This is a genomic window from Leuconostoc litchii (assembly GCF_008107645.1).
Taxonomy (GTDB): Bacteria; Bacillota; Bacilli; order Lactobacillales; family Lactobacillaceae; genus Leuconostoc; species Leuconostoc litchii.
In genome coordinates, this window is the sequence record NZ_SDGY01000001.1 from 419,690 (window position 1) to 444,231 (window position 24,542).

General features: G+C 39.2%; 26 protein-coding genes. 11 read left to right on the plus strand and 15 right to left on the minus strand.

The genetic code is table 11. The features are described 5' to 3' along the window. Positions 1-4 precede the first annotated feature (4 nt). The 6 genes from ESZ47_RS02160 to ESZ47_RS02185 are packed head-to-tail and all read right to left on the minus strand — an operon-like array spanning position 5 to position 10,031. Complete coding sequence (locus tag ESZ47_RS02160) at positions 5-2,116, minus strand: pLS20_p028 family conjugation system transmembrane protein (RefSeq protein WP_148604342.1); 2,112 nt, start codon at positions 2,114-2,116, stop codon at positions 5-7. Next, complete coding sequence (locus ESZ47_RS02165) at positions 2,113-5,133, minus strand: type IV secretory system conjugative DNA transfer family protein (protein WP_148604343.1); 3,021 nt, start codon at positions 5,131-5,133, stop codon at positions 2,113-2,115. The genes ESZ47_RS02160 and ESZ47_RS02165 overlap by 4 nt, the downstream gene beginning before the upstream one ends. Continuing rightward, positions 5,120-7,018, minus strand: coding sequence for an AAA family ATPase (locus ESZ47_RS02170; protein ID WP_148604345.1), 1,899 nt, complete (start codon positions 7,016-7,018; stop codon positions 5,120-5,122). Before ESZ47_RS02170 ends, ESZ47_RS02165 begins: the two co-directional genes overlap by 14 nt. Further along, positions 7,015-7,497, minus strand: a complete 483-nt coding sequence (locus tag ESZ47_RS02175) for a hypothetical protein (RefSeq protein WP_148604347.1) — start codon at positions 7,495-7,497, stop codon at positions 7,015-7,017. Before ESZ47_RS02175 ends, ESZ47_RS02170 begins: the two co-directional genes overlap by 4 nt. 13 nt (positions 7,498-7,510) lie before the next feature. Then, positions 7,511-9,778: an ArdC-like ssDNA-binding domain-containing protein gene (locus ESZ47_RS02180; RefSeq protein WP_148604349.1), complete on the minus strand. Its 2,268-nt coding sequence runs from the start codon at positions 9,776-9,778 to the stop codon at positions 7,511-7,513. Further along, positions 9,765-10,031 (minus strand): hypothetical protein, encoded by a 267-nt coding sequence (locus tag ESZ47_RS02185; protein ID WP_146955677.1) that lies wholly within the window; start codon positions 10,029-10,031, stop codon positions 9,765-9,767. The genes ESZ47_RS02180 and ESZ47_RS02185 overlap by 14 nt, the downstream gene beginning before the upstream one ends. 449 nt (positions 10,032-10,480) lie before the next feature. Between ESZ47_RS02185 and ESZ47_RS02190 the strand changes: the two genes are divergently transcribed. The 11 genes from ESZ47_RS02190 (at position 10,481) to ESZ47_RS02240 (ending at position 14,568) form a co-directional block, all read left to right on the plus strand. Beyond that, entirely contained in the window at positions 10,481-10,915 is a 435-nt protein-coding gene (locus ESZ47_RS02190; protein ID WP_148604352.1) for a JAB domain-containing protein, read from the plus strand. Between the two features lie 16 nt (positions 10,916-10,931). After that, a complete protein-coding gene (locus ESZ47_RS02195; protein WP_148604354.1) occupies positions 10,932-11,276 on the plus strand; it encodes a hypothetical protein in 345 nt (114 codons plus the stop codon). Between the two features lie 10 nt (positions 11,277-11,286). After that, entirely contained in the window at positions 11,287-11,658 is a 372-nt protein-coding gene (locus ESZ47_RS02200) for a hypothetical protein (RefSeq protein WP_148604356.1), read from the plus strand. After that, complete coding sequence (locus tag ESZ47_RS02205) at positions 11,645-11,857, plus strand: hypothetical protein (RefSeq protein ID WP_148604358.1); 213 nt, start codon at positions 11,645-11,647, stop codon at positions 11,855-11,857. Before ESZ47_RS02200 ends, ESZ47_RS02205 begins: the two co-directional genes overlap by 14 nt. Before the next feature lie 239 nt (positions 11,858-12,096). Continuing rightward, a complete protein-coding gene (locus ESZ47_RS02210; protein WP_244307537.1) occupies positions 12,097-12,435 on the plus strand; it encodes a hypothetical protein in 339 nt (112 codons plus the stop codon). Next, positions 12,435-12,878 carry a hypothetical protein gene (locus ESZ47_RS02215; RefSeq protein ID WP_148604359.1) on the plus strand — a complete coding sequence of 148 codons (444 nt, stop codon included), beginning with the start codon at positions 12,435-12,437 and terminating at the stop codon, positions 12,876-12,878. Before ESZ47_RS02210 ends, ESZ47_RS02215 begins: the two co-directional genes overlap by 1 nt. Next, entirely contained in the window at positions 12,871-13,083 is a 213-nt protein-coding gene (locus tag ESZ47_RS02220; protein ID WP_148604361.1) for a hypothetical protein, read from the plus strand. Before ESZ47_RS02215 ends, ESZ47_RS02220 begins: the two co-directional genes overlap by 8 nt. Positions 13,084-13,093: 10 nt before the next feature. Beyond that, the gene (locus ESZ47_RS02225) at positions 13,094-13,312 is read left to right on the plus strand and encodes a hypothetical protein (RefSeq protein ID WP_021210377.1); all 219 of its coding nucleotides are present in this window, start codon (positions 13,094-13,096) and stop codon (positions 13,310-13,312) included. 445 nt (positions 13,313-13,757) lie between these two features. Then, positions 13,758-13,988 carry a hypothetical protein gene (locus ESZ47_RS02230; RefSeq protein WP_148604363.1) on the plus strand — a complete coding sequence of 77 codons (231 nt, stop codon included), beginning with the start codon at positions 13,758-13,760 and terminating at the stop codon, positions 13,986-13,988. Then, positions 13,969-14,292, plus strand: coding sequence for a hypothetical protein (locus tag ESZ47_RS02235; RefSeq protein WP_148604365.1), 324 nt, complete (start codon positions 13,969-13,971; stop codon positions 14,290-14,292). The genes ESZ47_RS02230 and ESZ47_RS02235 overlap by 20 nt, the downstream gene beginning before the upstream one ends. A 12-nt stretch (positions 14,293-14,304) precedes the next feature. Continuing rightward, entirely contained in the window at positions 14,305-14,568 is a 264-nt protein-coding gene (locus tag ESZ47_RS02240) for a hypothetical protein (protein WP_148604367.1), read from the plus strand. Positions 14,569-14,670: 102 nt separating this feature from the next. Here ESZ47_RS02240 and ESZ47_RS02245 read toward each other — a convergent pair whose 3' ends face one another. The 9 genes from ESZ47_RS02245 to ESZ47_RS02285 form a co-directional block, all read right to left on the minus strand. Further along, positions 14,671-15,942: an SMODS domain-containing nucleotidyltransferase gene (locus ESZ47_RS02245; protein WP_148604369.1), complete on the minus strand. Its 1,272-nt coding sequence runs from the start codon at positions 15,940-15,942 to the stop codon at positions 14,671-14,673. Then, complete coding sequence (locus ESZ47_RS02250; protein ID WP_148604371.1) at positions 15,929-16,495, minus strand: SLATT domain-containing protein; 567 nt, start codon at positions 16,493-16,495, stop codon at positions 15,929-15,931. The genes ESZ47_RS02245 and ESZ47_RS02250 overlap by 14 nt, the downstream gene beginning before the upstream one ends. 111 nt (positions 16,496-16,606) lie before the next feature. After that, entirely contained in the window at positions 16,607-16,861 is a 255-nt protein-coding gene (locus ESZ47_RS02255; protein ID WP_134833531.1) for a hypothetical protein, read from the minus strand. Continuing rightward, positions 16,858-17,226: a hypothetical protein gene (locus ESZ47_RS02260; protein WP_148604373.1), complete on the minus strand. Its 369-nt coding sequence runs from the start codon at positions 17,224-17,226 to the stop codon at positions 16,858-16,860. The genes ESZ47_RS02255 and ESZ47_RS02260 overlap by 4 nt, the downstream gene beginning before the upstream one ends. After that, on the minus strand, positions 17,219-18,541 hold the full coding sequence (locus tag ESZ47_RS02265; RefSeq protein ID WP_148604375.1) for a Y-family DNA polymerase: 1,323 nt from the start codon (positions 18,539-18,541) through the stop codon (positions 17,219-17,221). Before ESZ47_RS02265 ends, ESZ47_RS02260 begins: the two co-directional genes overlap by 8 nt. A 223-nt stretch (positions 18,542-18,764) precedes the next feature. Further along, positions 18,765-18,842, minus strand: coding sequence for a putative holin-like toxin (locus ESZ47_RS09590; RefSeq protein ID WP_350028672.1), 78 nt, complete (start codon positions 18,840-18,842; stop codon positions 18,765-18,767). A gap of 610 nt (positions 18,843-19,452) precedes the next feature. Then, the gene (locus tag ESZ47_RS02275) at positions 19,453-20,223 is read right to left on the minus strand and encodes a hypothetical protein (RefSeq protein ID WP_148604377.1); all 771 of its coding nucleotides are present in this window, start codon (positions 20,221-20,223) and stop codon (positions 19,453-19,455) included. Positions 20,224-20,252: 29 nt separating this feature from the next. Further along, positions 20,253-21,275, minus strand: coding sequence for an Eco57I restriction-modification methylase domain-containing protein (locus ESZ47_RS02280; RefSeq protein WP_148604379.1), 1,023 nt, complete (start codon positions 21,273-21,275; stop codon positions 20,253-20,255). After that, positions 21,275-24,541, minus strand: a complete 3,267-nt coding sequence (locus ESZ47_RS02285) for a DEAD/DEAH box helicase family protein (RefSeq protein WP_148604381.1) — start codon at positions 24,539-24,541, stop codon at positions 21,275-21,277. The genes ESZ47_RS02280 and ESZ47_RS02285 overlap by 1 nt, the downstream gene beginning before the upstream one ends. Position 24,542: the final 1 nt, after the last annotated feature.

A 24,542-nucleotide genomic window follows, 5' to 3' on the forward strand; every position in this document is an offset into this window, starting at 1 on the left:
AGTTTCACTTGTCTTCTTTACTTGATACGTTTTGTTGATTCTGCATTTTCGCTTTTTGCTTTGCAATAACACTCTCAGCCCAGGCGCGATCCTTTTCTTTTTGTTGAACAGGTGTCAGTGGTTGAGTCACTGTCTTTCTACCAGGCAATGTACCGCTCAAACGTGGGGTGTTTGGATGTGACATGGTTGCTGGTGTTGCACCAACTCCCTTAGGTTGAACAACTGTCCCGCCACTCACAATTGGCTTGGTTGAACTAGTAGCGCTAGACTTGGGTGAATTAGTTCCAGTAGGTAAGCCACGGTGTGCATCAGACATAGCGTGGCTCATGTTAGATTTAGACTTATTTGCTGTATCCTTTGAATGAGAATTAGGTGAATCTGTGGCAGCCTTTGAAAGTGCTTCATGAACATTACGTGGTTGAGAAGAAGATGGTGTAACACCGCTGTTTGATTTTGGTGTCACAGGTGAATGACGTTTGTTAAAGGCTTCAACGGCTTGTTGTCCTCCTGCAAAGTTGTCGGCGACACCACCAGCATAATCTCTGACATTGCCAACGGCTTTATTCACGCTACCTTTAACTTTATCACCAGCCGCACGACCAGTGTTTTTTAATAAACTACCTGGATGTTTCATTGCTCCGACTGTACGTCCTGCTACCTCAGCCGCCTTTGCTGCCTTCCCTGTGGCTTGTGCGGATGCATCGACACCAGTATCATTTAAGCTATGATCAGTCAGTGCTTTACTATTATCTAAGCCTTGATTGCCACCCGAGTTGGCAATCTTCTTACCTAGTTCACGATTCTTCTTTTTTTGTTCTGGAGAAATTGCGTTGAGGCCTTTGCCAATATTTTTCTTGGCAACCCTTGTGGCACCACCTACCATGTGGGCAGCTTGATTGGCTAACATCATTGAAGCAACGGGATTATGACCTGAGCGAACACCAGTCCATTGCTCAATCATTTCAAAGCCACCTGCAAGTCCTTTACCACCAGCTAACAGAGCGGCAATCGACAAAATTGTAAATGGCCACATATCTAGACCTAAACCATTAATGGTATTAAAGGCAAATTCTACCCAGGCAAAGAAGAAAATCAATGAAATCGGCATCATGACAATACCTGTTATTTGTCCCTCAATCATTCCCAAAACTTGCTGTACCCGTTTACCTTGTGTGCCATCTCTTAGGCCAAAGTACACAATTGAGCCTGCCATGAAGGCCATTTTATAAACAGACGATAGCAAACGGACAATTGCCCCAGCTACGACGATAATAAAGACGATCTCACCACCAATAATGCCTAACCAGTTTGTTTTCATAACTGGATAATCATCCGCAAATGTCTTACCCAGGACAAGTGAATCACCAGTAATATCAACCATGTTGCCATTGCCACCAATTTTCTTGGTGAATACTGATTTTTGAGCGTCGCTTAAACCGTCTGTGTATCCGGCATCACTCATGACTGAATGGTAGTCAGAACCTTCAATTTTTTCTCCAGTAATTGGATGGTTACTCAAGTAGACTTTATATTTATTCAGGTCAAAGTTATTTGAGGCTAATGTTCGTAGATTGGTAGAGTTACCTTGCCATAATTGTGTGACAATATTTTTTTCTTTTGTACCTGACGTATCATTGACCGTGGCTGTCCCAATACCACTCATCAATCCAATCGCCCAGGGTAAAGCCGTGATAACGGCAACTGTAATGGTTATACCCTTAGGCCATTCCCTACCCTTGCGACCAGAAGTAGCGGTATATTGTATCCACTGCACCATCATCATGATGCCAAATATGACAAAACCCAGGTACAGAAAGTCTTTAAGAATATTACCTAAATTCCAATTTTGATAAACATCGCTATTTGGCTCAAAAAAGATATTCATAAAGTCTAACAGTTTGAAAAATGACTGATAAGCCGTAAAGACTGCATTCGCAATGTAATAGAAAATCAATGCAATGCTGTGCATGAATAACATGATCAGCGTTAAGAAAATATGTGGCAACGGTGATAGGTATTGCGACCATTGGTTGTAAAAATCGGCTGTTGGGCCATTATTAGGTAAAGTTGGTAAACTACCCGCTAATGTATTGATGCCCGATATTAGATTTGTCATTCGACCTCTCCTTGAGTTGTTGCAGCGTTAAGCTGCTTATATATTTCCCACATGTATGCGGGTTCGTTGTTTAGTAATCGTAGAACTTTACCGTTATTATTGTTGCCAGAAAGTGTCAGATATTTGCCACGATTTAAGTAAGCAACGGCACTGTTCTGTTCTTCCGTTTTATTTGAGCGTGGTATCCTCATTTTGATGGATTTCTCTACAATTTGACGTAGCTCAACATTGTCTAGTTGTTCTTCGGTCATAAATGGTTCATCAGGGTTAAAGTCATGTTTCCACTGCAAGTAACTTTCCTCATCGGAGAGTTCTTGTTGTGTTTGCACTGTCGCTGTTTCGATACCTTGATGCGCTTTGGCCAAAATGTTGTTGATTTCATCATCAGCTAACGTATTGAGTTGACGATTATCAATTTGATTGCCACCTGCGCCTTCTTCCTCAATTTCTAGTTGAACTTGTTGATCTAGCTCATCAAAGTAAGGCACAAAGTCATGATAGAGGTCATCATATTTCAAATCATTATGCTGCGCTTTGATATTCAAATCAGCCGTATAGTAATCAAGTGAGTATTGCTTACCCAATAATTCGTAGGCAAACGGCATTCGGTAAGCACCCGTAGAGAAAATTGGCAAAGGTCTAACTGATCTTCCCTTTTTATCCGCACGTTTGATCGTACGGATGGTAATCATCTCACGTGGACTCAATTCGCTAATTTCTTTGGCATCCAACAGGCGAACCTTGCTAACTTGTGCATGGCGGTTACCACGATCTTGACGATCCAAGCCAATCTGTGAATTGACTGATTCTGTTTGCACTTCGACCTCACCTAATTGCTTCGATAAGGCTTCATTAGTTGGCTCATCATTAGTTAAGATGTGGAACCAGTTACCCGTGTTACCATTGATGTCATTGGTTTCCATTTCAGAATAATGCAATCGAGGTTGTGTTAAGGTTTGAATATACAAATCAACCAAATGCCCGTAGGTTAAACCACGCGTTAGAATATTGGTAAAACCTGGAATACGTGGGAACATAGAAAACTCATTGAGCTTATAAAGTATCCAACTGTCCATTTTCCTGCGGGTAATCGTTGATGCAATATCGGTATTGACTGAGAAAACTTGTGAGATAAATAAGCTGGCCAAAGCGGAGAAATCATCGTTAGATTGTGGCGTGATGATGAAGACTGCCATTGGGTTTTCTGAGTAACGCAAGGTGACACCTGGTGTCTCAGTTGTGCCTTGTGGTTTAATCTGATCAACCAGGCATTGGATGACAGGCTGCTTAGAGAACAAGTCACGCTTAATCTTGCCATTGAGCACTTTTCGTTGTACAATCTTACCAGTCAACGTAAACTTTTGTTTACGCATCGCAATTGAATTGCCGTCATTATCGAGTGACAACTCAATTTGCCATGAGACGGGTAAATGGTTATGAATCGGATAAGTTAGCGTGCCTGATTGGGACACCGTTAGCTTGTCCTTTTCTATTGCATGCTTTTTACCTGATTCATACACATGAATGCTCACATGAACCCCTTTATAGCGGTCAGAGAACTTAATCTTTAGCATTCTTGGAAACCCTAAATCGGTCAAATTGATAGTGTTAAAGGTTGTCAAACGTGTGATTGACTCTGAGGCAAACAAATTCAAACGATTCATCACTGAGAAAGAAATTGATGATTTTGTATCCCCTGTGGCGGATAGATACTCAGCAGCATTTAGAATAATCATATTGCGCGCTGGTGTTCGCGGCAGTTTACCAATATTAGTAATGTACTTAGTTAAGCCATCACCTTCCTTATCCGTAAACTTGTTCATATCATTGATGAATTGCAGGACGTTTGAGATGGTCACCATTGATTTGTCCCGGTGACGGACTGCAATATCTAATACGGTGAGCATGACTGCCTGGATGGTACTTTCAGCGGCACTATCCCAAATATCTTTGTGGCTACTTTCTTCACCACTGGAACCACCAATAACCTGCACGACCTTACGCAATTCCGTATTGGCACTGTCCCAGTCACCATCAAAGGCATAATCAATCGCAATTTCAAGTGGATTCCAGGACTCAGACTCACTTGGCTCCATGATATTGAGTAGTTTCACGTCATAACCTGCTGTGCGTAATGACTTGTAACTCATTTTGGCATCTTCGTTTTTGGCATCAGTATCAATAATGTTCCATTTGATTTCGGCACGACGAATGATGTCAATTAAGGTATAGCCTCGCATTTGGTCTTTTGAAGAACGCGTCATCCCAGTGGTCTTTGAATGTGTGTTACTGGTATCCACCCAATAAAAACCATCAAAACCGCCTTGAACATTCAGTTGCTTTTCAAATAGCTTTGGCAAACGTTCCAGTAAAACGGGACGTATTTTTTTGTAGATACCACCAAATTGTAAAGAATTCATTCCAAGCGGGCGCTTGAACCATTGCCACGCCCACAGGAACGGATGAATCATAAAGAATTCGAAGGTGTATCCTTGTGTGTGCAGCACTGGTTGTCCTGGGCGACCCTTAAAATTCTTATTGCGATCAGGAATCAATTTATAAACCTTATCCACCTCACGGACTTCCGCAAAGCGATTGGTATTACGCGTTTGGTCTCTAAACAATTGATACCAGTCATAGATGCGTTGGAAGACATATTTTTTAAGTAGGAGTAACAAGCAAATGATTAGTACCACGCTTGTCACTAAAGTTAGTCGCGACAGAATAGTGAAAATATTGAGTGGATTGAGCACAGTGGCGGTCATGTTCATGACATCATTAAATTCAGGCCATTGCGCGACACCACTTTGCATGTAGAACTTAAACGCTTGAGCGTATGGCCCAACAATGCGAATAATCAAATCAACTATGATGGTGATATACAATGAAACAACGATGACACCAATGGTAGCGATGATGCCATACAACCATAAGAACCAGGGACGACCACGCCAACGAATGTAACTTTCGCGCATGAATTGTCTTTCGGCACGATAATCTTTTTTAAATAGCTTCATTGTCTGTTGCCTCCTTAATTGTGGAAACCACAACTTGCCATTCACCATAAGGACTTGTCAAAGATGGTGGATTACCAATGGCTCTAAAGATGAAAGTATCAAAGTCTTGCCCTAATCCTTGCCGCTTTTGGATAATTGCGGCAGACACTGGGTCACTCACATACGTGGCAATCGTGTCATCAATCGGTCTGACACCACGCGATGGTTTATAACCAACGTCTGCGATGTAGTTGGCAATTGGTGAACTGACTTCCTGTGTACCATTTAGATACTCAAAGCCCAGGTCAAAAGATGGAATATAACGCGCTACTTCTTGTGTGTCAAAAACAATATTGAAGCCGCTTTCTTGTGCTTTTTGATTGAGTCGTGACAACTTCAATTCAACAATTCGCACCATATCCGCCATCTTTAAGACATCAAAGACAATAATGGCACCAATTCTAGCGATAAACTCAGGACGGTAACCATCGCTTTGCAAGGCAATTTCGAGTTGTTCTTCAAAGTTGGCTTGACGCTTTTTGTCTTCTTTAACTGAATCTGATTTGGCATCACGATTCATCACTGCTGTGGCCCCTGAGTTAGTTGTCATGACAATGATTAAGTCTTTAAAATTAACGACACGACCATATTCATCACTCAAACGACCATCATCTAAGACCTGCAAAAGCAAATCCATGACTTCTGGATCAGCCTTTTCAATTTCATCCAACAATAATACGGCGTAAGGTGTGTGCCTGACTCTAGTTGTGAGTTGATCTTTAAATCTTTCTAGGCTAGTCCCTGCAAACTTGAACTCAGACATATCAAATCGAATAAAGTTCTGTTTATTACCAAATAGATTTAGCGCTAGTTGTTTGGCAGTCTCAGTCTTACCAACACCAGTCGGCCCCATAAAGAGAAATGACTCAGGCTTTGAGGTGTCAGCTAGTCCTGCCTCACGATTAGTCAGTTTCATCGCAACTTTTTCTAGTGCTGTGTCTTGACCAATCACCTGGCTTTTTAGTCTTGGTAACAAGTTCAATAATCGTTCATCAGTCGTCTGATTAATCACGTATTCAGGCACATGATAATCATCATGGATAATCGTAGCTACGTCTGTGTCTTCCACTCTAGATTTATTGGCTAATCGTGCGACACTTAACGCACCATCTAGCAACATAATTGCCTTTTCAGGAAAGTAACGGTCAGTGATATAGCGTTGTGATAGTGCCATAATTCTGTCTTGAACAATCTCTGGCACTTCAACAGCGTTATTTAGTTTTGTGGCGACTTTAGATAAAACGTTTTTCGTTTGTTCAAAGCTTAATTCTGGCACTTCAATCAAATCAAATCGCCGCATCAGTGCGCCATCACGCGCCACATATTCGTGAAATTCTTTCGTAGTCGTTGCTCCAATAATTTGGAGATCATCACGGCTTAGAGCTGGTTTGATAATGTTCCCCGCATCCAATGAACTACCTGATGTTTCAGCACCAGTGCCAACAATTTGATGAATTTCATCAATAAAAGCAATTACAGTGTCTTTATTAGCAATCAATTCATCAATGATGGCTTGGAACTTATGCGCAAATGACTCACCATCGCTGCTTTTCATCAAGTTGGCCAAACTTATTTGAATCAGATGTTTTCCCTGTAAACTAGCCACCTTTGTATCAATTAATTGCCTGGCTAGATCTTCTACAATGGCTGTTTTACCAACTCCAGGTAAGCCAACTAATAAAGGCGCATTTTGAATTTGTTTCATCAGAGATACCATGAGACGACGCGTAATACTTTCACGTTCGTAGGCACGATATTTGTCTGGTTCAGACATCACTTTGGCACTAATATCGGTTGTATAGCGATCAAGGTAAGGTGTGGAATTGTTGTGTTTTAATTCAATCATTCATTTCCTCCCTGGTCAGTAACGGGATCACCATAATTCGTCTTGCTTTCAGGAACTTGACTGGCATTATCGTGTTCTCTGGCTAATTCTTCTAATTCGCTTGTACTCGCATCAATGTGATCGACTGCTTTTTGTCGGTCGGCGATTAAATTTGTGTAGACATCAGTGCTTTTGACATCATCTAATTGATGATTCAATTGGCCAAGTTCTGGCACTTCATCAGCGGCAATAAAATCACCTTCGGGATCATAAATTGAGACTACTTGTAATTTCTTGCCAACTTGTTGTAATACGGCCACCATTTCAATACCTAGAATTGGATCGCCTGCTGGGAATAATTCATGGTAGCGCCTGGTTTCAATTGTCAAAGCAATGGCGCCTGGTTGCCCCTTTTCCTGGAAGGATAAAATATTAACTTCGGCAGACTTTGTAATGCCTGTGATAAAGCCTATAACTTCTTGAATGTTTTCTTGTGACATGTGTTTGCTCCTTTTACATGTGTCGTGTACTTGTTTGATTAATGGCCTGATAGTTTTGTTCGACAACCGCTAACTTATCAGGCTTAAGCAATTTTGTTGTTTTTGGTTGACGGACTTCACCGTTACTCAAGTTGTCCGATAGATACTGCGTCACATCGGTACTAGCTTTGAGTGCCTGACTAATGATTTTGCCAGTATTTTGACCCTCTAGCGCCTTTAGATTCTTTGACCAACCCGCAATATAATCAACGCTTTTCTCACCAGGCTCAATGCCTAGGTTTTTAGTAATCACATAGCTGGATAACTCTGCTTGTGTTTCTTTAATGGCTGTGGGCCAATTATTTTGACTCTGCAAAGAATGAAGCTGCGCGTGCGCTATTTCGTGTGCTAAGGTGTGGATTTTATCAGTTGGGGTAAGATCACTGCGCAACAGGATATATTTTTCATCCTTATTGGTTTTTGATTGAACAAAGGCACCTTTTGCTTGTCCTTGCCAGGTCATTGGCCGCTTGGCAATTTGGTCGTCTACACTCTGGTCAATGACAGGTACATTTATTTTGTCTGCGAACTTCAACAACGTTTTATAAGCAGCATCCAAATGTTTTGGACTTTTATCCGTAGCTAGGTCAATTGGTCGATTGGGTAACATGCTTGGCAATTGTGCAGCAGTGGCATTAGTTTGCCGAACATCAAACACCGTTTCGACTGGATAATGTTTCACACTACGGACTTCCAATTGCTTGTTATTGGCCAATTGCTTTTGTTCAGGGGTCGCATCAGACCAGCGTATTTTTTCACCATTTTTAGCAATGATTGTTTTTAAGTTGGTAGGGGCACCAAATATTTTGATGCCCTTCTCACCTTTATTGACTTGAATGCCATCAGCAGACCATTGTTTGTAGCCTTTCAACAAGGTGGCTTTTGGATTTTGTAGTTGAATCAACATTGAATTACGAGCCGAATAATTTAAGCCAGTCGCGGTAAAGTCAAGGAGCTTTTTAAGTTCAGCGGGATCTTGTTGGTACTTGGCCACCTTTCCCATTGCCTCTTGAATAATCTGCTTATTCTTCAAAGCATTTTCCTTACGACGATCAGCTTTGGAACGACGTTCTTTACTCTTTTTAGGTGTCTTGTCTTCAACGGTTGGCTTAACAGGTTGAATGGTGCTCATTTTGACATCCACATAATCTGGCTTGCCTGTTTGTGTCTCTTGCACTGCAAGTTTTTCTAAGGCATCTAAGCGATGAGCATTATCCGTCATACTCATGACGCGCCGCCCTGTAATACCTGCTTTCAATTGTTCGTTCCAATCTTTGCCTTGTAAGGGAATATGACGCTCTGCTTCAATCGCTTCACCAGTAATTGGATTTTTAAAACTAAAACGATCAAAGTAATCAGCGGCTTTAAACCCTGCGACATCGTTATCAAAAGCCACAATGATCTTATTGAATTTAGCTTGCTTAGCAGCAACCGCATCATTCAAATATTGCAAGCCACGCTTAGCATCAGTGCCAGACACTGACAACAGTGTGGCGTTATTTTTCACCATGTCTTGGTGATTTTGTTGGGCGTAACTTAACAGGTCAATTGGACTTTCAAATAAAATCAATGTTTTGTCGCCTGATCCAAATGAGAGGTTATAACCCGTTGAGGTATCACTGCCAGCAAATATTTTTTTGGAAGTGCCACGTTTTTTGTAATGTTCAAAGTCTTGTTCAGTACCCTGACGATCAGCGCCAACAATTTTGCCATTCACATCCTTCCAGGGAAAGATGACGGGGTTTTGATGCAGCTTGTCACCTTCACGGTAGCGACTACCTTGTACCACTGCGCCACTTTTCAATAAATTGTCAACAAACAGCGGATTGAGTTTTCGTTGATTAACTAAGTAATCTTTGGCGACATTTGTTTCCTGGGTTTTGAAGACCTTGTCATAATCAAACTTGTAACGCGGTGTGTTGTCTTCGTACAGTTTAGAAACATCAATGTTTTCACCTTTAACAAAGCGCGCGTAGGCCAGTTGATTTTTAATAGCGGCACCCTTACTGTCACCGTCTGATTTGCCTAATTCGTAGTAATGAATGAAATCAACCAAGTCCCCTTTAACACCAGTTGAGTTCCAGACAAAGCGGTTTAATTTTGTTCGAACCACCAAACTGTCGTGATCAACCATGCGTAACTCAGTTGGGGTATCCGTTGTGTAAGGAATACCCTTCCAATCACAATAGCCACGAATTGGTAACAGTTTGAGTTGCGCACGCTCTTCCTTACTGATCGCCATGGGCTTGTCCTCCAACTTGTTTGTCAATTGGTAAGTGATTCAATTCGGCAAATGCCTGGTCAATCTCATCTGTTTCTAAATTCATTTTTGCCAGCAATGACCGTCCTAATTCAGCGACAAGGGCATCATTAAGTTGTTTGATGTCTTTTTTGATGGCACGCTTTTCGTCTTGTATTGCCTTTGCTTGTAAATCAAGTTCATCCAAACGTGTTTGCTTTTCTTTAATTTGTTGGTCGATTGTTTTTTTAGCCATTTTGTAGCTCCCTTTTGTTTAATATAAGGTCAATATACCAACCTTTTAAATAACCTCATAAAAGTAAATGGTTTTTCCTGAGGCTAAACAAACCACCCCCAGTCCCCCTAATCATTAACTTGACAGGCGTGGTTAATACCACACCAGTAAAGTTAATTGGGGGTTCAAAAAGCCATCACATTCAAACGATTTTTCATCGCTTAAATGTGATGGCTTTGCTTCCTGCTGGCTGTTATGCACCAACTATTCTTGCTTTTGTGACTACCAAAACTCTAACAAGCCAAACAAATCCAAGGACTAAAGTCCAAAGATTTGGGGCTAAATTTGCAAGGCCAAGCACTACGTGTCGCTACGCGAGCTTTGCAAACCCGCCCTGGCTTGTTTTAGTTTGTCCGTTCACAACGCAATAAGAATACATTGGTCACAAAACAGGCCAACAGGAGGACAAAATGATGTCTAATATCACAGTCACAAATTCAGGTTTTCAATTGAGAGATGTCAGCGTAGAGTTTAAAGCTAAATCGGCGGTTGAGGTCGGTAATTACCTTAAACATCAAATTGGGCGTCAATTGCAAGAACGGTTGATTGTCATGAGCTTAAATTCTCAATTGGACGTTATCGCCTCAGACACGATTGCCATAGGACAAATTTCGAGTATTGTTGTATCCCCTAGGGAAGTGTTTCAAATAGCGCTCTTAAATAACGCCAGTAGCATCATTCTTGCGCATAATCATCCCAGTGGTCATTTAATTCCGTCACAAGAAGATATTGCCTTAACACAAAAGCTAAGAGAAGTTGGTCAACTATTACAAGTACCAGTTACTGACCATTTTATTGTTAGCACAGATGATTATTACTCATTTGCAGAAAATCAGTTTAAATAATCAGGAGGATATAAAAATGAATATCAGAATTATTAGAATGGAAACCTACTTACAAAATCCAGCAATGGTACTCATTCCTAGCGGTGCTATTCAAGCCGTAGAACTTGTTTATGAGGCTAAAAGCTATGATGAAGATGATTTGACGGCTAATGTCTGGTCGGGATTGGAAGACGAGTTATCCGAGCTAGGGCTTTATTATCCCGTCAACAACAATTGGGTACACCATCAACATCTAAATGAGAAATACGACAGATTAACAATTGGCTACGTCGCAGACAACAACATCACGGTCACAAACGAAAGCCTAGTAAATCATATTCACGGCAGTATTGATGGTGACGAAAGGCCCGATTGGATGTAAAGGAGACATTATGGCATGGTATAGCCCTCAACAAGGTTTGACAACAGACTATATGATGATTGAACAAAATATTGTCAGACCAGAAGAATTATTAAGTTGGCGTGATTGTGAGTCAACCTTCAAACCAATTCACTTGCAAGCGTACCGCAATGACTACAAGGACGATGATTATGACTATCCTTTCTCACTGCGTTCTGCAAAATATCCATTATCAAATCTTGTCTTTGATAAAGATGTGACAGCACTAGTATGTGTCAACCCAAAAGCCAGTGCAGCAACAATTCGTAAAAAGTTGTTTAAAATCATGAATGACTGGTGGCTCAATAACCCAGACTATCACTCACCAAAATCAGATAAGGAGCAACAAAATGACAGAAACTAACCCGTTTGAAATCGTAAGTAAAAGAACCACTAACAATGGTGTGATGATTGCAACCCTAAAAAATGGTGATGAAATAACCGTGGCTAGTAATGGTCTAGCAAGACATAACGGGACTTACTTCAAAGGTTATGGAGATATTCTAGCAAGTGTTTCAATTGATACAATTCTTGATGCTATTGTTCAGTCAATATCTCAATAAAAAAAGCCATGACTATTTTTTAGTCATAGCCCTTCCCCCAGTCCCCCTGATCATTAAATTGACAGGCGTGGTTGATACCACACCAGTAAAGTTAATTGGGGGTTCAAAAGGCTCACTTCCGTTCGCATCGCACCAAATTGTTCTGTTTGCTCTGTGCCGTTTTCACAATCGCATGATAAAGAGTCTGTAAGGCGCAAGCGCCAAACAGGCTCTACAAAGAAACACAAGGACGTGGCAAGTTGCTGCGCAATCCTTGTGTTGCTTTGGTTATCATGCCAATTGTTACCCGTCACGACGCAACCAGCTCAATTGGAGCGATTGCCAACAGGAAAAATTTTTGGAAAGGTTTATTTCTTATGGAAGTTTATTATCAACTCATTCGCAACAGCGGTCATACCGTGCGTTATGCCTCAATTGATAAGCAAGTTGTTCTCACGCGTGGCTACCCAATTTATTTACAAATCTATGGCGCTAATCGTTCTATAGATTATATTTTGAAGGACACATTTGCCTTTTTAGCCACCCAATACGGCAACGATATTCAATTAGTCAACGTTGATGAAATGGAGGAAAAATAATGACCAAGCAATTCTATGATGATTTTAGTAAGTTACCTATCGCCAAAATGGCACAATCAATCGCTGATATGACGTATTTGTTCAATGAAACAAAAGTGCCAACTAGCCACTACAAAGCCCAATTAAGTAAAGGCTTTGAAGAAATGGTTGAAGCCAGTGTTAGTGTGTCGTTAGTCAACACCATTTTTAACACTTTGCAAGCCTTGCAAAAAGAAAGTCCTAAACTGTTTTATCAAGCTATGCTCTGCCTTGATACCAAAGTAAAGCCTAGCAGTATTACCCCTAGTCAATATCAAGCAATGGAATTTACTTGGTCACAATTTGAATTGAACAAAAAGAAAAATATCCTTGATAAGGACTTTATCCAAATGTTCAATCAAGTTGAAGAAAATGGACTAACCTATTACACGAAAAACCAACAGGAGGCAGATGACAATGAATGATGAAGTGATTGAAAACATAGCCATACGTTACTTTTCATGGTCTGATGAATTTCCTATGGGCGGGAGTGAAATTCTTGTCAGTGAGTCCACTAGCAACGACAGTGGCGAAATTGATTTATCAGATGATGAAGCACTGCGATTAAGTGCATTTATCACGGAAGAATTGGCTGAGGGTAAACACGTTACTCTGAGAACCACAATTTAAGGAGAATAATATGGCAATCGTCAACGTTAAATATATGGAAACATTGGTTAGAACAGTGGCAGTTAATGTCCCTGATACACTCACAGATGAGCAGAAACTGACCCAAGCTGTTGCAATTGGTAAACGTCACTATTTTGATGAAAAAGTGATTTTAGGAGCAGATGATTTAGATTTACGAGAAATCAGTGCGGAGTACAAACAAGAGACAACGGACTACGAGGAATTTTAATCACAGATAGGAGTGTGTTTATGGGTGTATTCGTTTTTAAACTTCTCATGCTAATTGCCATGCTGGTCTATATTTTATATTACCTAGTCGGTGTGATTATGATTGCGCGTGAAGATGATGAGCGGTAAAAATCTTTTACCGTGTTCCCCAGACCCGCAAGCGGGATCAAACACGCTACGCTAGTCCTGCCAAGATCTTGGGTGCCACTTCGCTTTGAGTCAAACATTGTGCCACAACCAGTGACTTGTAAGCTGTGGTGGTTATACCACAGCAACAAGCACTAGCCCAAAATAAAAGGGCTTCGTAAATTCGCTACGCTCACCCTTGTATTCTGCGCTGCTTGTGTCCCCATGTTCTTCGTCAAAACGAAATAACACACCAATCACAGGCAGGGCCGACAGGAAATGGTTTCTGCCTGGTGCGTACATAATCAAGGAGAACTACTATGAATCGAATTACCAAAGTTATCACTACTATTGCCGCAACAATTATTAGTTTGGATGTCATCCTCATGGTCATCAATGGCACAATGTTGTATGTCTTACTCACACTGACTGGCCTTTATGTCTTAGCTAGCTTGGCTTTTAAGCAGTCCGCTTGTAAAGCGACGCGTTGCTGGATCGACATTGGACATCTGCCCCATAAGGAGAAAACTCATGTCAAAACTCACAACTAAAACATTGTCTACAACTTCTAATGCCAACGGGTTAGTCATTTTAGGAAGCAATGGCCAATATATCTACCCAGGTTTAGCACAAGCAATCTTTGACGATGCTATTTTTGGTCCGCGTATTTTAAAGCGATTGCAACGTCTTCTTGTTGACCACCCAGCTGGTCTGAGTGAATCAGGCCATGACTGGTATTTTGGTTATCTGGTCTGTGCTTATACCCAAACGCATTTTGGTATTAAGAATCTATTGAATTATCCCTCAGTCACAAAGGAGCTTTTTTCACTGTGTCTGACAAAACTATCCGAATAGGAGGATCAAATCATGTTAAATTTTTGTTTATGTTTATTAGCAATGTTTCTATTTTGGCTGTTCGGCCACATCATTGGCACCATCCTGTATTTGAGTATCCTATTTGTTGGTCATTTGATTTCATATTGGTACTTTTATTTACCACTTATTATTTTGATAAGTCTAGCTATTGCTTTTGGCATCAAAAGTGTCTTAGCGATGCTGATGCTAATTATTATCATTCTGTCACTCGAATTAGCACTAATGATATATTGGACGCGTCATCACAATTCATAACAAAATAAAAAGCTCTGATAATCAGAGCCGTTTACACACAGAGTCAAATTTTCATTAGGTTACATACCGGTAGCAATTATTTAAATTTCCATAGAGAACCTATTAGTTAGTAACACCGTTTATAGCGTCAATTGGTACTCTGATATAATTTCTAGCGATAACATTTTGTTGATAAACCACGTAAATTTCAACAAAATGATTTCCAGAAAAGCTAGACGGTTCTACATGAACCTTTTTGTCACGTAAAATTTCACCACGTTCTAATGAATGTGACTTTGCATAGCTGCCAACATTACGCACTTTCCATAAATATTTGACATTATGCGGAGTGTCGTCGCTAATTTGAGCTTCAAAAGCCAATTGTAAATCTTTAGCTATTTTTCTCTTAGAAAACAAAAACCTTTGGAGTGTTGAGGTTCGATATCCATTTTGTTTAATGCTGGCGTCCAAAGCAACTGTGTATTGGATAGCCATTGAGTAGCTGTCTTCAATGAATGTTTCGCTTGCAGCAGCATTATACCCAGGAAACTTCTTTCCGAACATTTGAGAATACAATTGATTTTTCTCTTCGTTGTTTTCAGCATCTTTAAGTTCATCGGCATAACGTTTAGCTTCATCGGCAAAAACTTGATCATCATTGTCTATCAAGTCTCCGCTACCCATCATTGTATAAACACTGCCTGACTGTTCCCCCAGATAAGTCAAAAAATCTATCAAAACACTCTCCAGAGTATAAGTAAAACTGTAAACAGAATTTTCTTCTAAAAATTCGCATAACAATGTATCAATGACAATGCCTTTAAGTTTAATTCCTTGAAAACTTCTCCAAGAACGAATTAAGCGAGCAATTTCTCGGTAACACTGGAACTGGTTTGATACTGCTATTGCCTTTTCTATTTCATCATTCGGATTTGTCACTTCCCACGATCCTCCTGCATTCGTGTTAGGAAAATCGAACTTTTGATCGGGACGGTCAAAAACGGGAATTAACTCAATAGTTCCTTTTTTCATTTCGATACTAACAACTTGTCCATCACTATGTAGTGCAGTCTTAGGGTAACGTTCAAAAATTACATCTTTCACTGATGTTAACAGTTGAGATTGTATGTTATTTTGTCTTTTATCAAATTGTTCTTTAACCGTTGGAGGAAGAATAAATAGAACATCGTGATCGCTTGTGCGTTTTGTATGTGTCTTTCGTCCGTAACTTCCTGCAACAATAACATTTTCAGTGTCCGAATCGGTGTCCCAATAATGTGAATTGAGTTTTTTTACAACAGATTTTAAAGTATTTTCAAAATCGTCATCATCCTCAGAGCTAGGCGTCAATGTATCTGTTAACCATTCTTGTAGAAATTCATTACTTGATGTCATGCAAAGCCTCCAATATTTCTTTATCTATAAACAAAGAATAATCGGTATCCTTTACATTATGTTCTTCCTCTTTTAACTGATTGCTCGCTAACTGAACAGATTTTGAATCAGTGGCAGGAACTAATTTAGACAATGACAGCCTTTCTTCTTCAAGTGATAGCCACTCGTCGTTTATGGAATCAATATCTCTATTATTGAAAGCTAAATCGCGTAAACAATCCATCAATTTTTCTCGTAAGATAAACTGTTTATTAGCATATTCTTTTGATTGCTGGAATAGCTTTTGATAATCCCAAGCTTTTAAAATGCCAGAACTTACAAAATTAATCAAACCCAATACCGCAGCGATAACCTTAGCCCATATTGAATCTACTAAAAGCAATGAAACCGCACCTGTGGATGTAAGACCTGCCGTAGTTATTTGAATAAACTTCCACCGATTATCTAACTGCATATACTTTTCAGCTTGTTTTTCATTTATTTTATGTGTCCAACCCACACTCACTATTGCTCCCAATAATGCGTTTTTTAATCCCTTAGCTCTAGTTGACATTATTTCTCCGTTAACAGTTTTTTATATCATTATAATATCTTTATTAATTAATTGCTATTACATCAATACATTAACAATGAAAATAAAATGATTTTTCAACTTCACTCACTGTTATATATTTGAGTTGACTGTTAGTCCTGTATTTTTTCGTATTTTAGCAATGATTTCAGGTATCTGCTCTCTGTACTCACTATCTAAGCGAGCTATTTGCTGTGAGTGGGTCGCTTTGCCAATTTTATAGTATTCAAAGAAAATGTTGACTTTCTTTGAATATATTTGATCAACCACCCTCACCTCATAGATTGTGTTAGGTTGTTTAGCAAACATCTTTTTAATATCTACAATGATAGCATCAATTTGATTCATTCTTCTTTCACCACCGCTCTAATATTTTCAAAGGCAATATAGGTCTCTTGTACATATACACCCAAATCAGAAAAACCATCGACCAAACCTGTTAGGTTAGGTACTAAGTGACCATCCGTGTCCTCAATATTTTGTTGTACAGTCACAAATTCATAATTCGCTGACGCATGACGCAAGATATTTTGACAAGCCGTTAAGGACATCATTGGTAATTTAACAGGTACGACATTTTTTGCTTGTGCTTCACGTTTTAAAGCTGAGGTATGGTCCGACAGGAAATAGCCATTCCACTTCACCTTACCACGCTCGCGATAGTCGTTTTGAAAGTAATTATTAATCATCTTACTAAATTCTGCATCACTCATAGCTGTTACCTCCGTTATGACCACCAACAAGGCTGGCACGGTTAATCGCCGTACCTCCTTTTTCTTTGGACATTGCCCGCATCAGGGCTGTGGTGCCAAACCGTTTTCTAATTTCATCAACAACTTGATCAATCTTGTTGGATTTAATTGATTTTTCTGGTTGCTCAAAGAGGTCAAGCTGCACGCCAATGTCCTCAATTAAGCCGCCATAATCAATCCCAATATTACGAATCACTTCACCATGCCAATGCTTTTCAAACAAAGCCACCATAATAGCCATTAGTTTGCGGGTATCATTAGTGGGATCAATTCTTTGTTGTTTTCTAAAACCATGACTTCCCTGGCGTTCGCTTTCTGCAAAGGAATAACCAATAAAAAGACTGACTAAACAAGTTTGTTTTTTGTGTGCTCTAATCCTGGTAGCCACTTGATCAGCCATTTCACGAACAACAATCTCAATCTCTTCTTTTCGTTTATAATCACGCGGTAATACCTGGGAATTACTGTATGATTTGCTTTTAGGCACGACCACCTCTGTCATATCAGTACGATCAATGCCCCAAGATAAGGCAAACAATTGCTCACCAACTAATCCCATCTTTGCTCTAAATTGATAAGGGTCCTGATGCGCTAAATCGTACATTGAATGGATACCCATCACTTCAAGCTTATGTGCTGTGCGGGAACCAATACTCCAGACATCATCCAGTTTCGTAATTGGCCACAATTTTGTCGGCACATCCTCATAGTGCCAAATACCCGTCAGGTTTTTTGTGTGTTTTGCTTCAATGTCTAAGGCTATTTTTGCGAGCACAGGCGTGTCACCAATGCCGACTGTTAAATAGACACCCGTTTCCGCTCTAACTTGCTTTTGAATTTTAAAAGCTACTTCCTCAGGAGTTTTACCAAACAACCGCCAAGAGTGGGTTACGTCTAAAATAGACTCATCAATCGAGTACGGCAGCAAGTTAATATCATCGGTGTATTGACGATAAATATTATTGATTTTCAGGTTTTCAGCAATATAATTATTCATCCTAGGGTGTGCGATAAACAAGCCATGCACATCAGGTAAATCACGCTGGCGCATCACATTACTAATGCCTAAGTCCTTCTTAGCTGTTGGTGAGGCCGCTAGGACTAAACCACCATTCGTGTTTGCTTGTTCAGACATCACGACTAAATCACTTTTTAATGGATTAAAGCCCCGCTCAACATTTTCAACACTGGCGTAGAAACTTTTTGAATCAATTAGGAAGAACACGCCACGGTTTTCTTTGCTATAATCATATTCAGTTATGATTGCGTTTTCCATCAGCAACCTCCAAAAACATTTGTGTATAATTCATTATACGAACAGGCGTTCGTTTAAGCAAGCGAACAAAACATTAAATTTGTGACAAAATCAAAAGCTATGCTATAATAAAGACATAGAAAAGAGCCGTAGCGCTAACTACGACTCCTAGCAAACCCGTTTCGACGGTGGCTAAGCTTTAAGTTAAACTAATAACCATTCGCTCATCCAAAGCTAAGAATGGTTATTTTTTTGCGCTGTTTTTGATCAACACAACAACTAAAGTAATTAACGATAGAATAAACATTCCAAAGCTAATCATTAGCTGTAATGCATCCGATACGGACACAAGGCATCTCCTTTCCTAGAATCTGGGTTTACAGTTTTAACACCATAAGCACCACCTCCACTCAGGATAGCCACCATCTTAACTTGTTTGCTGTAACCAGTATATCACATACCTAATTAGCAATTGGTCTAAAACATAATCGCTTGTGAAATGCATCAAACATGTGTGCTTGTGAAATAGAAAAACGGGCATTAAGATTAGCTTGTGAATTTTGATATTTCACAAACAAAAAACAGGCCCTTGAAAGCCTGTCCTTGCGTTACTTTGTATAGTCAGTCTTATGTTAACTTAAATTGGTATATATCACTTTTTAATACAAATATCTATAAATCAAGTTAACTGTTTAAGTGTTTTGACTCTAAAGTGTCAAAATAGTACGGAATTTCTGTAAAATTTGATGACTTTTTCAATATTTCGTATTTATCAATCTGCCATAATTTAAATTTATCCGGTTAATTCTCGAAAGCTGTCGTATATTAATTTTTATAATCGGAATCGCATGTCAAATGTCGCCTAATTAACTGAATAAAAATAATCCAATTTATTGAATTCTAAGCAATCGGCATTGCTTCTATTCTCCCCTTTAATTTATTTCAATAGATAAATCGTCACCTTGCATTTGATGATATTTGACTTCCTTACTTTTTATCATCTGATTTGGAATATCAAATTCATAAAATTTCACCCGGGACAAGTTCTCTGTTCGTTTTTCCGCTACACCATCAAACATTAAATTATAAATGAGTTTAAATCTAATATCGTTTCCAGCGTTCACAATTGCATTGATAATTAAGGCAAAATTAGGATAGTCGTCCGAATAAGGATTCCATCGTTCCAATGGGACTTTAGATCGTTTTAATTCGTAAATAGTAGATACTTTTTTATCATTTAACTTAACTAAATCTAAATCTGTAACCGTTATGTTACCCAGACTATCTCTCTGCCAATCTTGATAGATACTGGATGAATATTGATTAATTGCTTTTTTAGGCGTCCCAGGTTGAACTACTTCATAACCTTCAAAAATATTCCGCAAATCATCAAAGTGCATAACTTTCCAATCACGATTACCAGAATCCCATACTGAAACATTTTCACTTGTTTCTGAGAATCTAATAAACAAAAAAGGTAATTTCAAGCTTTTTGAGACCAAATAACTATTATTTGCATCCTTACTATCTTCGACAGAATAAGGCGACTCAATATCATTAGTCTTTGATGCAATCACAAGTAATTTAGGAACACAATTTGAATCGCCATATAGGAGCAGCCAATGATGTTCCATCATATAGAGATAGTCTAGTTTGTTTGCAGTAACGTAATCATATATGGCGTTCCCAGTATATCTAACCATAACACTCCTCCATTAACTATTTCTTATCGCTACATCGATTTCACTTTATCTTCAATAAATTTGATTTCATTATTATCCAATTTATATTTTTTATAGAATTGTGCATCAATTTCCGAAATGGATTTTGACCAATCAATATCTGACTCGGTGGTGAAATCTTGCATAGGTACTTTCTTCCACTTATCTCTAGGATTATCTTGTGTAATTTTAAGAACACCCAACATTGTGCGGGCAAATTTTGTTCGTATATATTTAAGGACATTCTCAGCTTCAATCACATCTTCAAACGAACCAATTGATATAAATGTCTGGGTAAAACCAATAAATGGGTTAACGACAAGTGGAGAGGATAGAGTCTCCCCCATTGCCCCAGTACCGTTAGCTTTTGGCAAAACTACCCTATATTTATCGAATGCAAATGGTTGATTTATATAGTCTGCTCTTATCCAATGATATACTCGTTCATTTTGATATCGTCCTAAAACCTGTACATACTCATATCCATCATCTGGTTTTACCTCGTAAAACAAAATGTTGTGGAGCGTTTCTAAAACACCAGTACCCACATCGTTGGGATGGCTTTTTGAAAGAATCCCACGAACTTCTGGATGATCGTTATGCATTTTAGGGGTAAATTTATAAATACCTTGTCCTGACATGATTGAATCTAAAGTAGTCCCTGTAAGTGGGGCTACTTTATGAATAATTGAGTTCAGTTCCTCAAAGCTTGTAAACGTACCAACTTCTCCAAAATCCTTATTAGCGTTGCGATATAAAATTGCAACTCCACCCTTTATATCTGTATTAGGAAACACCTTAGATGAACTTTGTTCATAGTATTCTACCTTCAAGTGTTTATCTGATAACATCTTTTTGTTCCATTTTTTATCAGTGCTTCCTGCATTAAATAGGAAACGAGCCGGAGTAATTAAGGCATATTCGTTTCCGACCTTTTCAGCTAAATCATAGAAATAATTATAAACAGCATCATCACGAGTATCTTCTCGTGACTCTTGATATGGCGGATTCCCCACCACTACATCAAATTTCATTAGTTCTTACCTCCAAATAATTCATCGCATTTTGCTTCAAAATCACCTTCACCACGAGCAAAAGGCGTGGTATCAAGGAATACGATATGTGAATCATTAATATTCTTAGCTTTTTCATCAAATCCAAAGATGAAATTACGAGCAATGTTGTAGATGATTTCACTTGGTGCAAAACCATATACTTGATGCTCCAAGATATGCTCCAAACGTTGCTCGTCATCAGGTATTTTGTCTTTCAATCCTACGTACAAACGTTTTACAATCTCAGTTATATATAGCCCCGATTTCATGTACAAGTCAACGAATGTCTTGTTAGGGTCAGTGAAATCTTCAGGACTTTCAGCCTGCAATTTATCAATCATCATCTTAACCACATTTTTAGGAGTAAAGATTTGATTGGTTTGTTGTGGCGGAATGTAATCAAAAATATCCTCTTCTTGGCTTTCATCAAAGTAATTCGCCAACTCCTGACGTTTACGCAAGAATTCTTGCACCGATTCATCAAAGACAACCTGGTCAAAGAAATTATAAGTATCACGTAAAGCCCGGAATTGGTCTAAGGTGATTCCAGTCACTTCCTTAAACACAGCATCTTTGATAGTAGTATCAAAGCTACTCAAAGTAGTACTTGGTTCACCATACGCCATCAAGAATGATGGAATAGTACGAGCAAAACCACGTAGACGTGCACGAACATCATCTTCAACGGTATTCTTTTTCTTATCTTCGGCTTTCTTCAAGATAGTTTCAGTTGATTGTTGAGCTAATTCTTGAGTTTTCGTTTCAACTGTTGTTGCTACATCTTTTTTGAAATCCTTGTCGATTTCTTGCTTTTTAGCTTCATACGTAGCTTTTGCTTCTGCAAGCTTTTCAGTATCATTATGAGATTCGGCAACAGCAACAACCTTTTTATACTCAACATCAGCCTCTTTTTTCTTGATTTCTGCTTGTGTCTGAACTTTTTCAACTTCACGCGCAATAACATTAGCCGTTTGTTGTGCTACTTGCTCACCGGCTTTTTTAGTCAAACCATTTTCCTTGGCTAAGTTTTCTAGGATACTCTGAGTGCTTAATTTGAATTCATTTGCAATCTTAGCGGATAGTTTTGCATCTTCAGGGTCATCCGCTGTATTTGCAACTTCTTCCATTGTCCCATAAACTTTTGGACCAAAGTGCGCATTTGTAGTTTCAACCACTTTTTGCTGTTCTACCGTAGCATCCCCATTATCATCAACTTGAACATTCTTAGTATCAATTGGTTCTTCAGTCTTACGTGGTGTTGTCTTACCTTGGTCTACCGGGTTCAATTGTTCCAAGATTTCTCGTGCACCTGCTGAAGCAAAGATGCCTGAAATATTTTGAAAAAGTAGGTTTGACATAAATCCACGACGAACAACTTCTTGAGCTTTCACAGTCTTAGGAATCGTCAACACTTGGTTAACATCAAGCTCAACCATCTTGCCTTCATTATCTTCAGCAATAACTGGGAAGAAGTTCAATAAAGTCCGAATGTTGTCTTTACGGTCTTCAGATGTACCACCACCATTGGCCGTCTTTGGACTTAGATTGTTAGCAAAGTCATCATAAACCGTCAACGTACGTTCTGGCGCAAAGTCAAAAACATAAGCCGTCTCTTTTTGATGCATTTGACCATCAACTTCATAGTCCCATGGATTTTGAGCACGGAAGGCTGCCTGCATATACAAGCTTGGTGACTTCATATTTGAAAGCATCAGCACGGCAGTCCATTCAGGAACTGTTACACCTGTTGTCAATTGACCGACTGACAGAGTAATGGTTTTATCATGATTTTTAATTGCATCACGCACACGGTCTAAAGATTTCTGATTGACTGTTTGGTCATCATCACTTGACTTACCATCCCCTGCTGCCAAAATAATTTCATAGTTTTCAAAAACAGGGTCATTCTTCAACAATTTTTCTAAAGCCTTAGCGCTAGCAACACGATTCAACAACCAGAAAGTATGCTTAAGTTCGTTACGTAATTCTGGTGTCGAGAACGGATATTTTTCGTTGTGGGTTAACGAGTTAAGACACTTCTTGATATCTGCTTCATGCACAAATTTACCAGCATCATTAGTTTCAAAGAACTCATTCAGATCGAAGGCATAATCAATATTTTCACCATCAATCTCGGCACCTTTATTCACCTCGTCAGTTATCATCTGACTCATCTGATATGAAAACATACTCAAACGTGGCAGTTTTTCATAAGGATTGTTTTCTTCAGCGTCAACCGGCCAATCTTGCTTAGCTTCTTGTTCATCAGCATAAGTCCAGTTATAGATTTGTTCGTCAGAAAATTTATCCGCTGCCAATGCTTTAAATGGCGTACCAGACAGGTTCAAAGTAAACTTACGCTTAATCTGGTCAAAAGCAATGTCAGTCTTAAATGTGTCGCGACCTTCATGGCTTTCATCTACGACTAAAAGATCCCAATTAAGGTCTTTAACCCATTTTAATTTATCGTAACCACCACCAAAAGAGACTGCTCCCTTCAGGTCTTGTAATGAAATAAAAGCAATTTGACGAACATTTTCATTTTCATTAACTGCATCTAAAAAGTCATCACGAGTTAAAACAGGACGGTCTTTTAGTGAATCGGATGTTGAAACAAAAAGATAGTCTGTTTGCCAAGCAATAAATTTCTGGAAATCATCAAACCATGAGTTAGCGATAGCAGGACGGTTCGTTACTACTAAAACGTTAACTGCATCAAGCTTACGAGCCAAATCGTAAGTCGTCAAAGTCTTACCAAACCGTGGCTTCGCATTCCACAAGAACTCTCCACCTTCATGCGTTTGGGCATAAGAAAGGGTCATGGTAACAGCTTCTTCTTGTTCAGTCCGCAAAGTATAATCTAATTGTTCCTTTGCTTGACTATACTCGTTGTTACGAAAATCATCAAAATCGGCATGAGCCTTTTCAGGTGTCCCGTTATAGTAGAACCATTCTGATTTTGGACGCTGCTCAACGTCTTTAAATTTTCTCAAATAAGCATGAAGTTGCTTATCCGTAAACCATTTATCGACGCTATTGAACTTAGCAGGTTCAGACCACAGTTTGTCATAAGGTAAATTCACTGCTGCCGTTTTTGTTTGTTCCAAAATGCGGTCATCAACGTTGCGTCGTTCCGTATAACCAATCTTAATCCAACCAGCATCTTCTGGCATTGTTGGTAAGGTATAGGCATAAATTTGTGGATAGATAGTTTTTGTCGTTTTTATCTGAGTGTTATCGCTCATA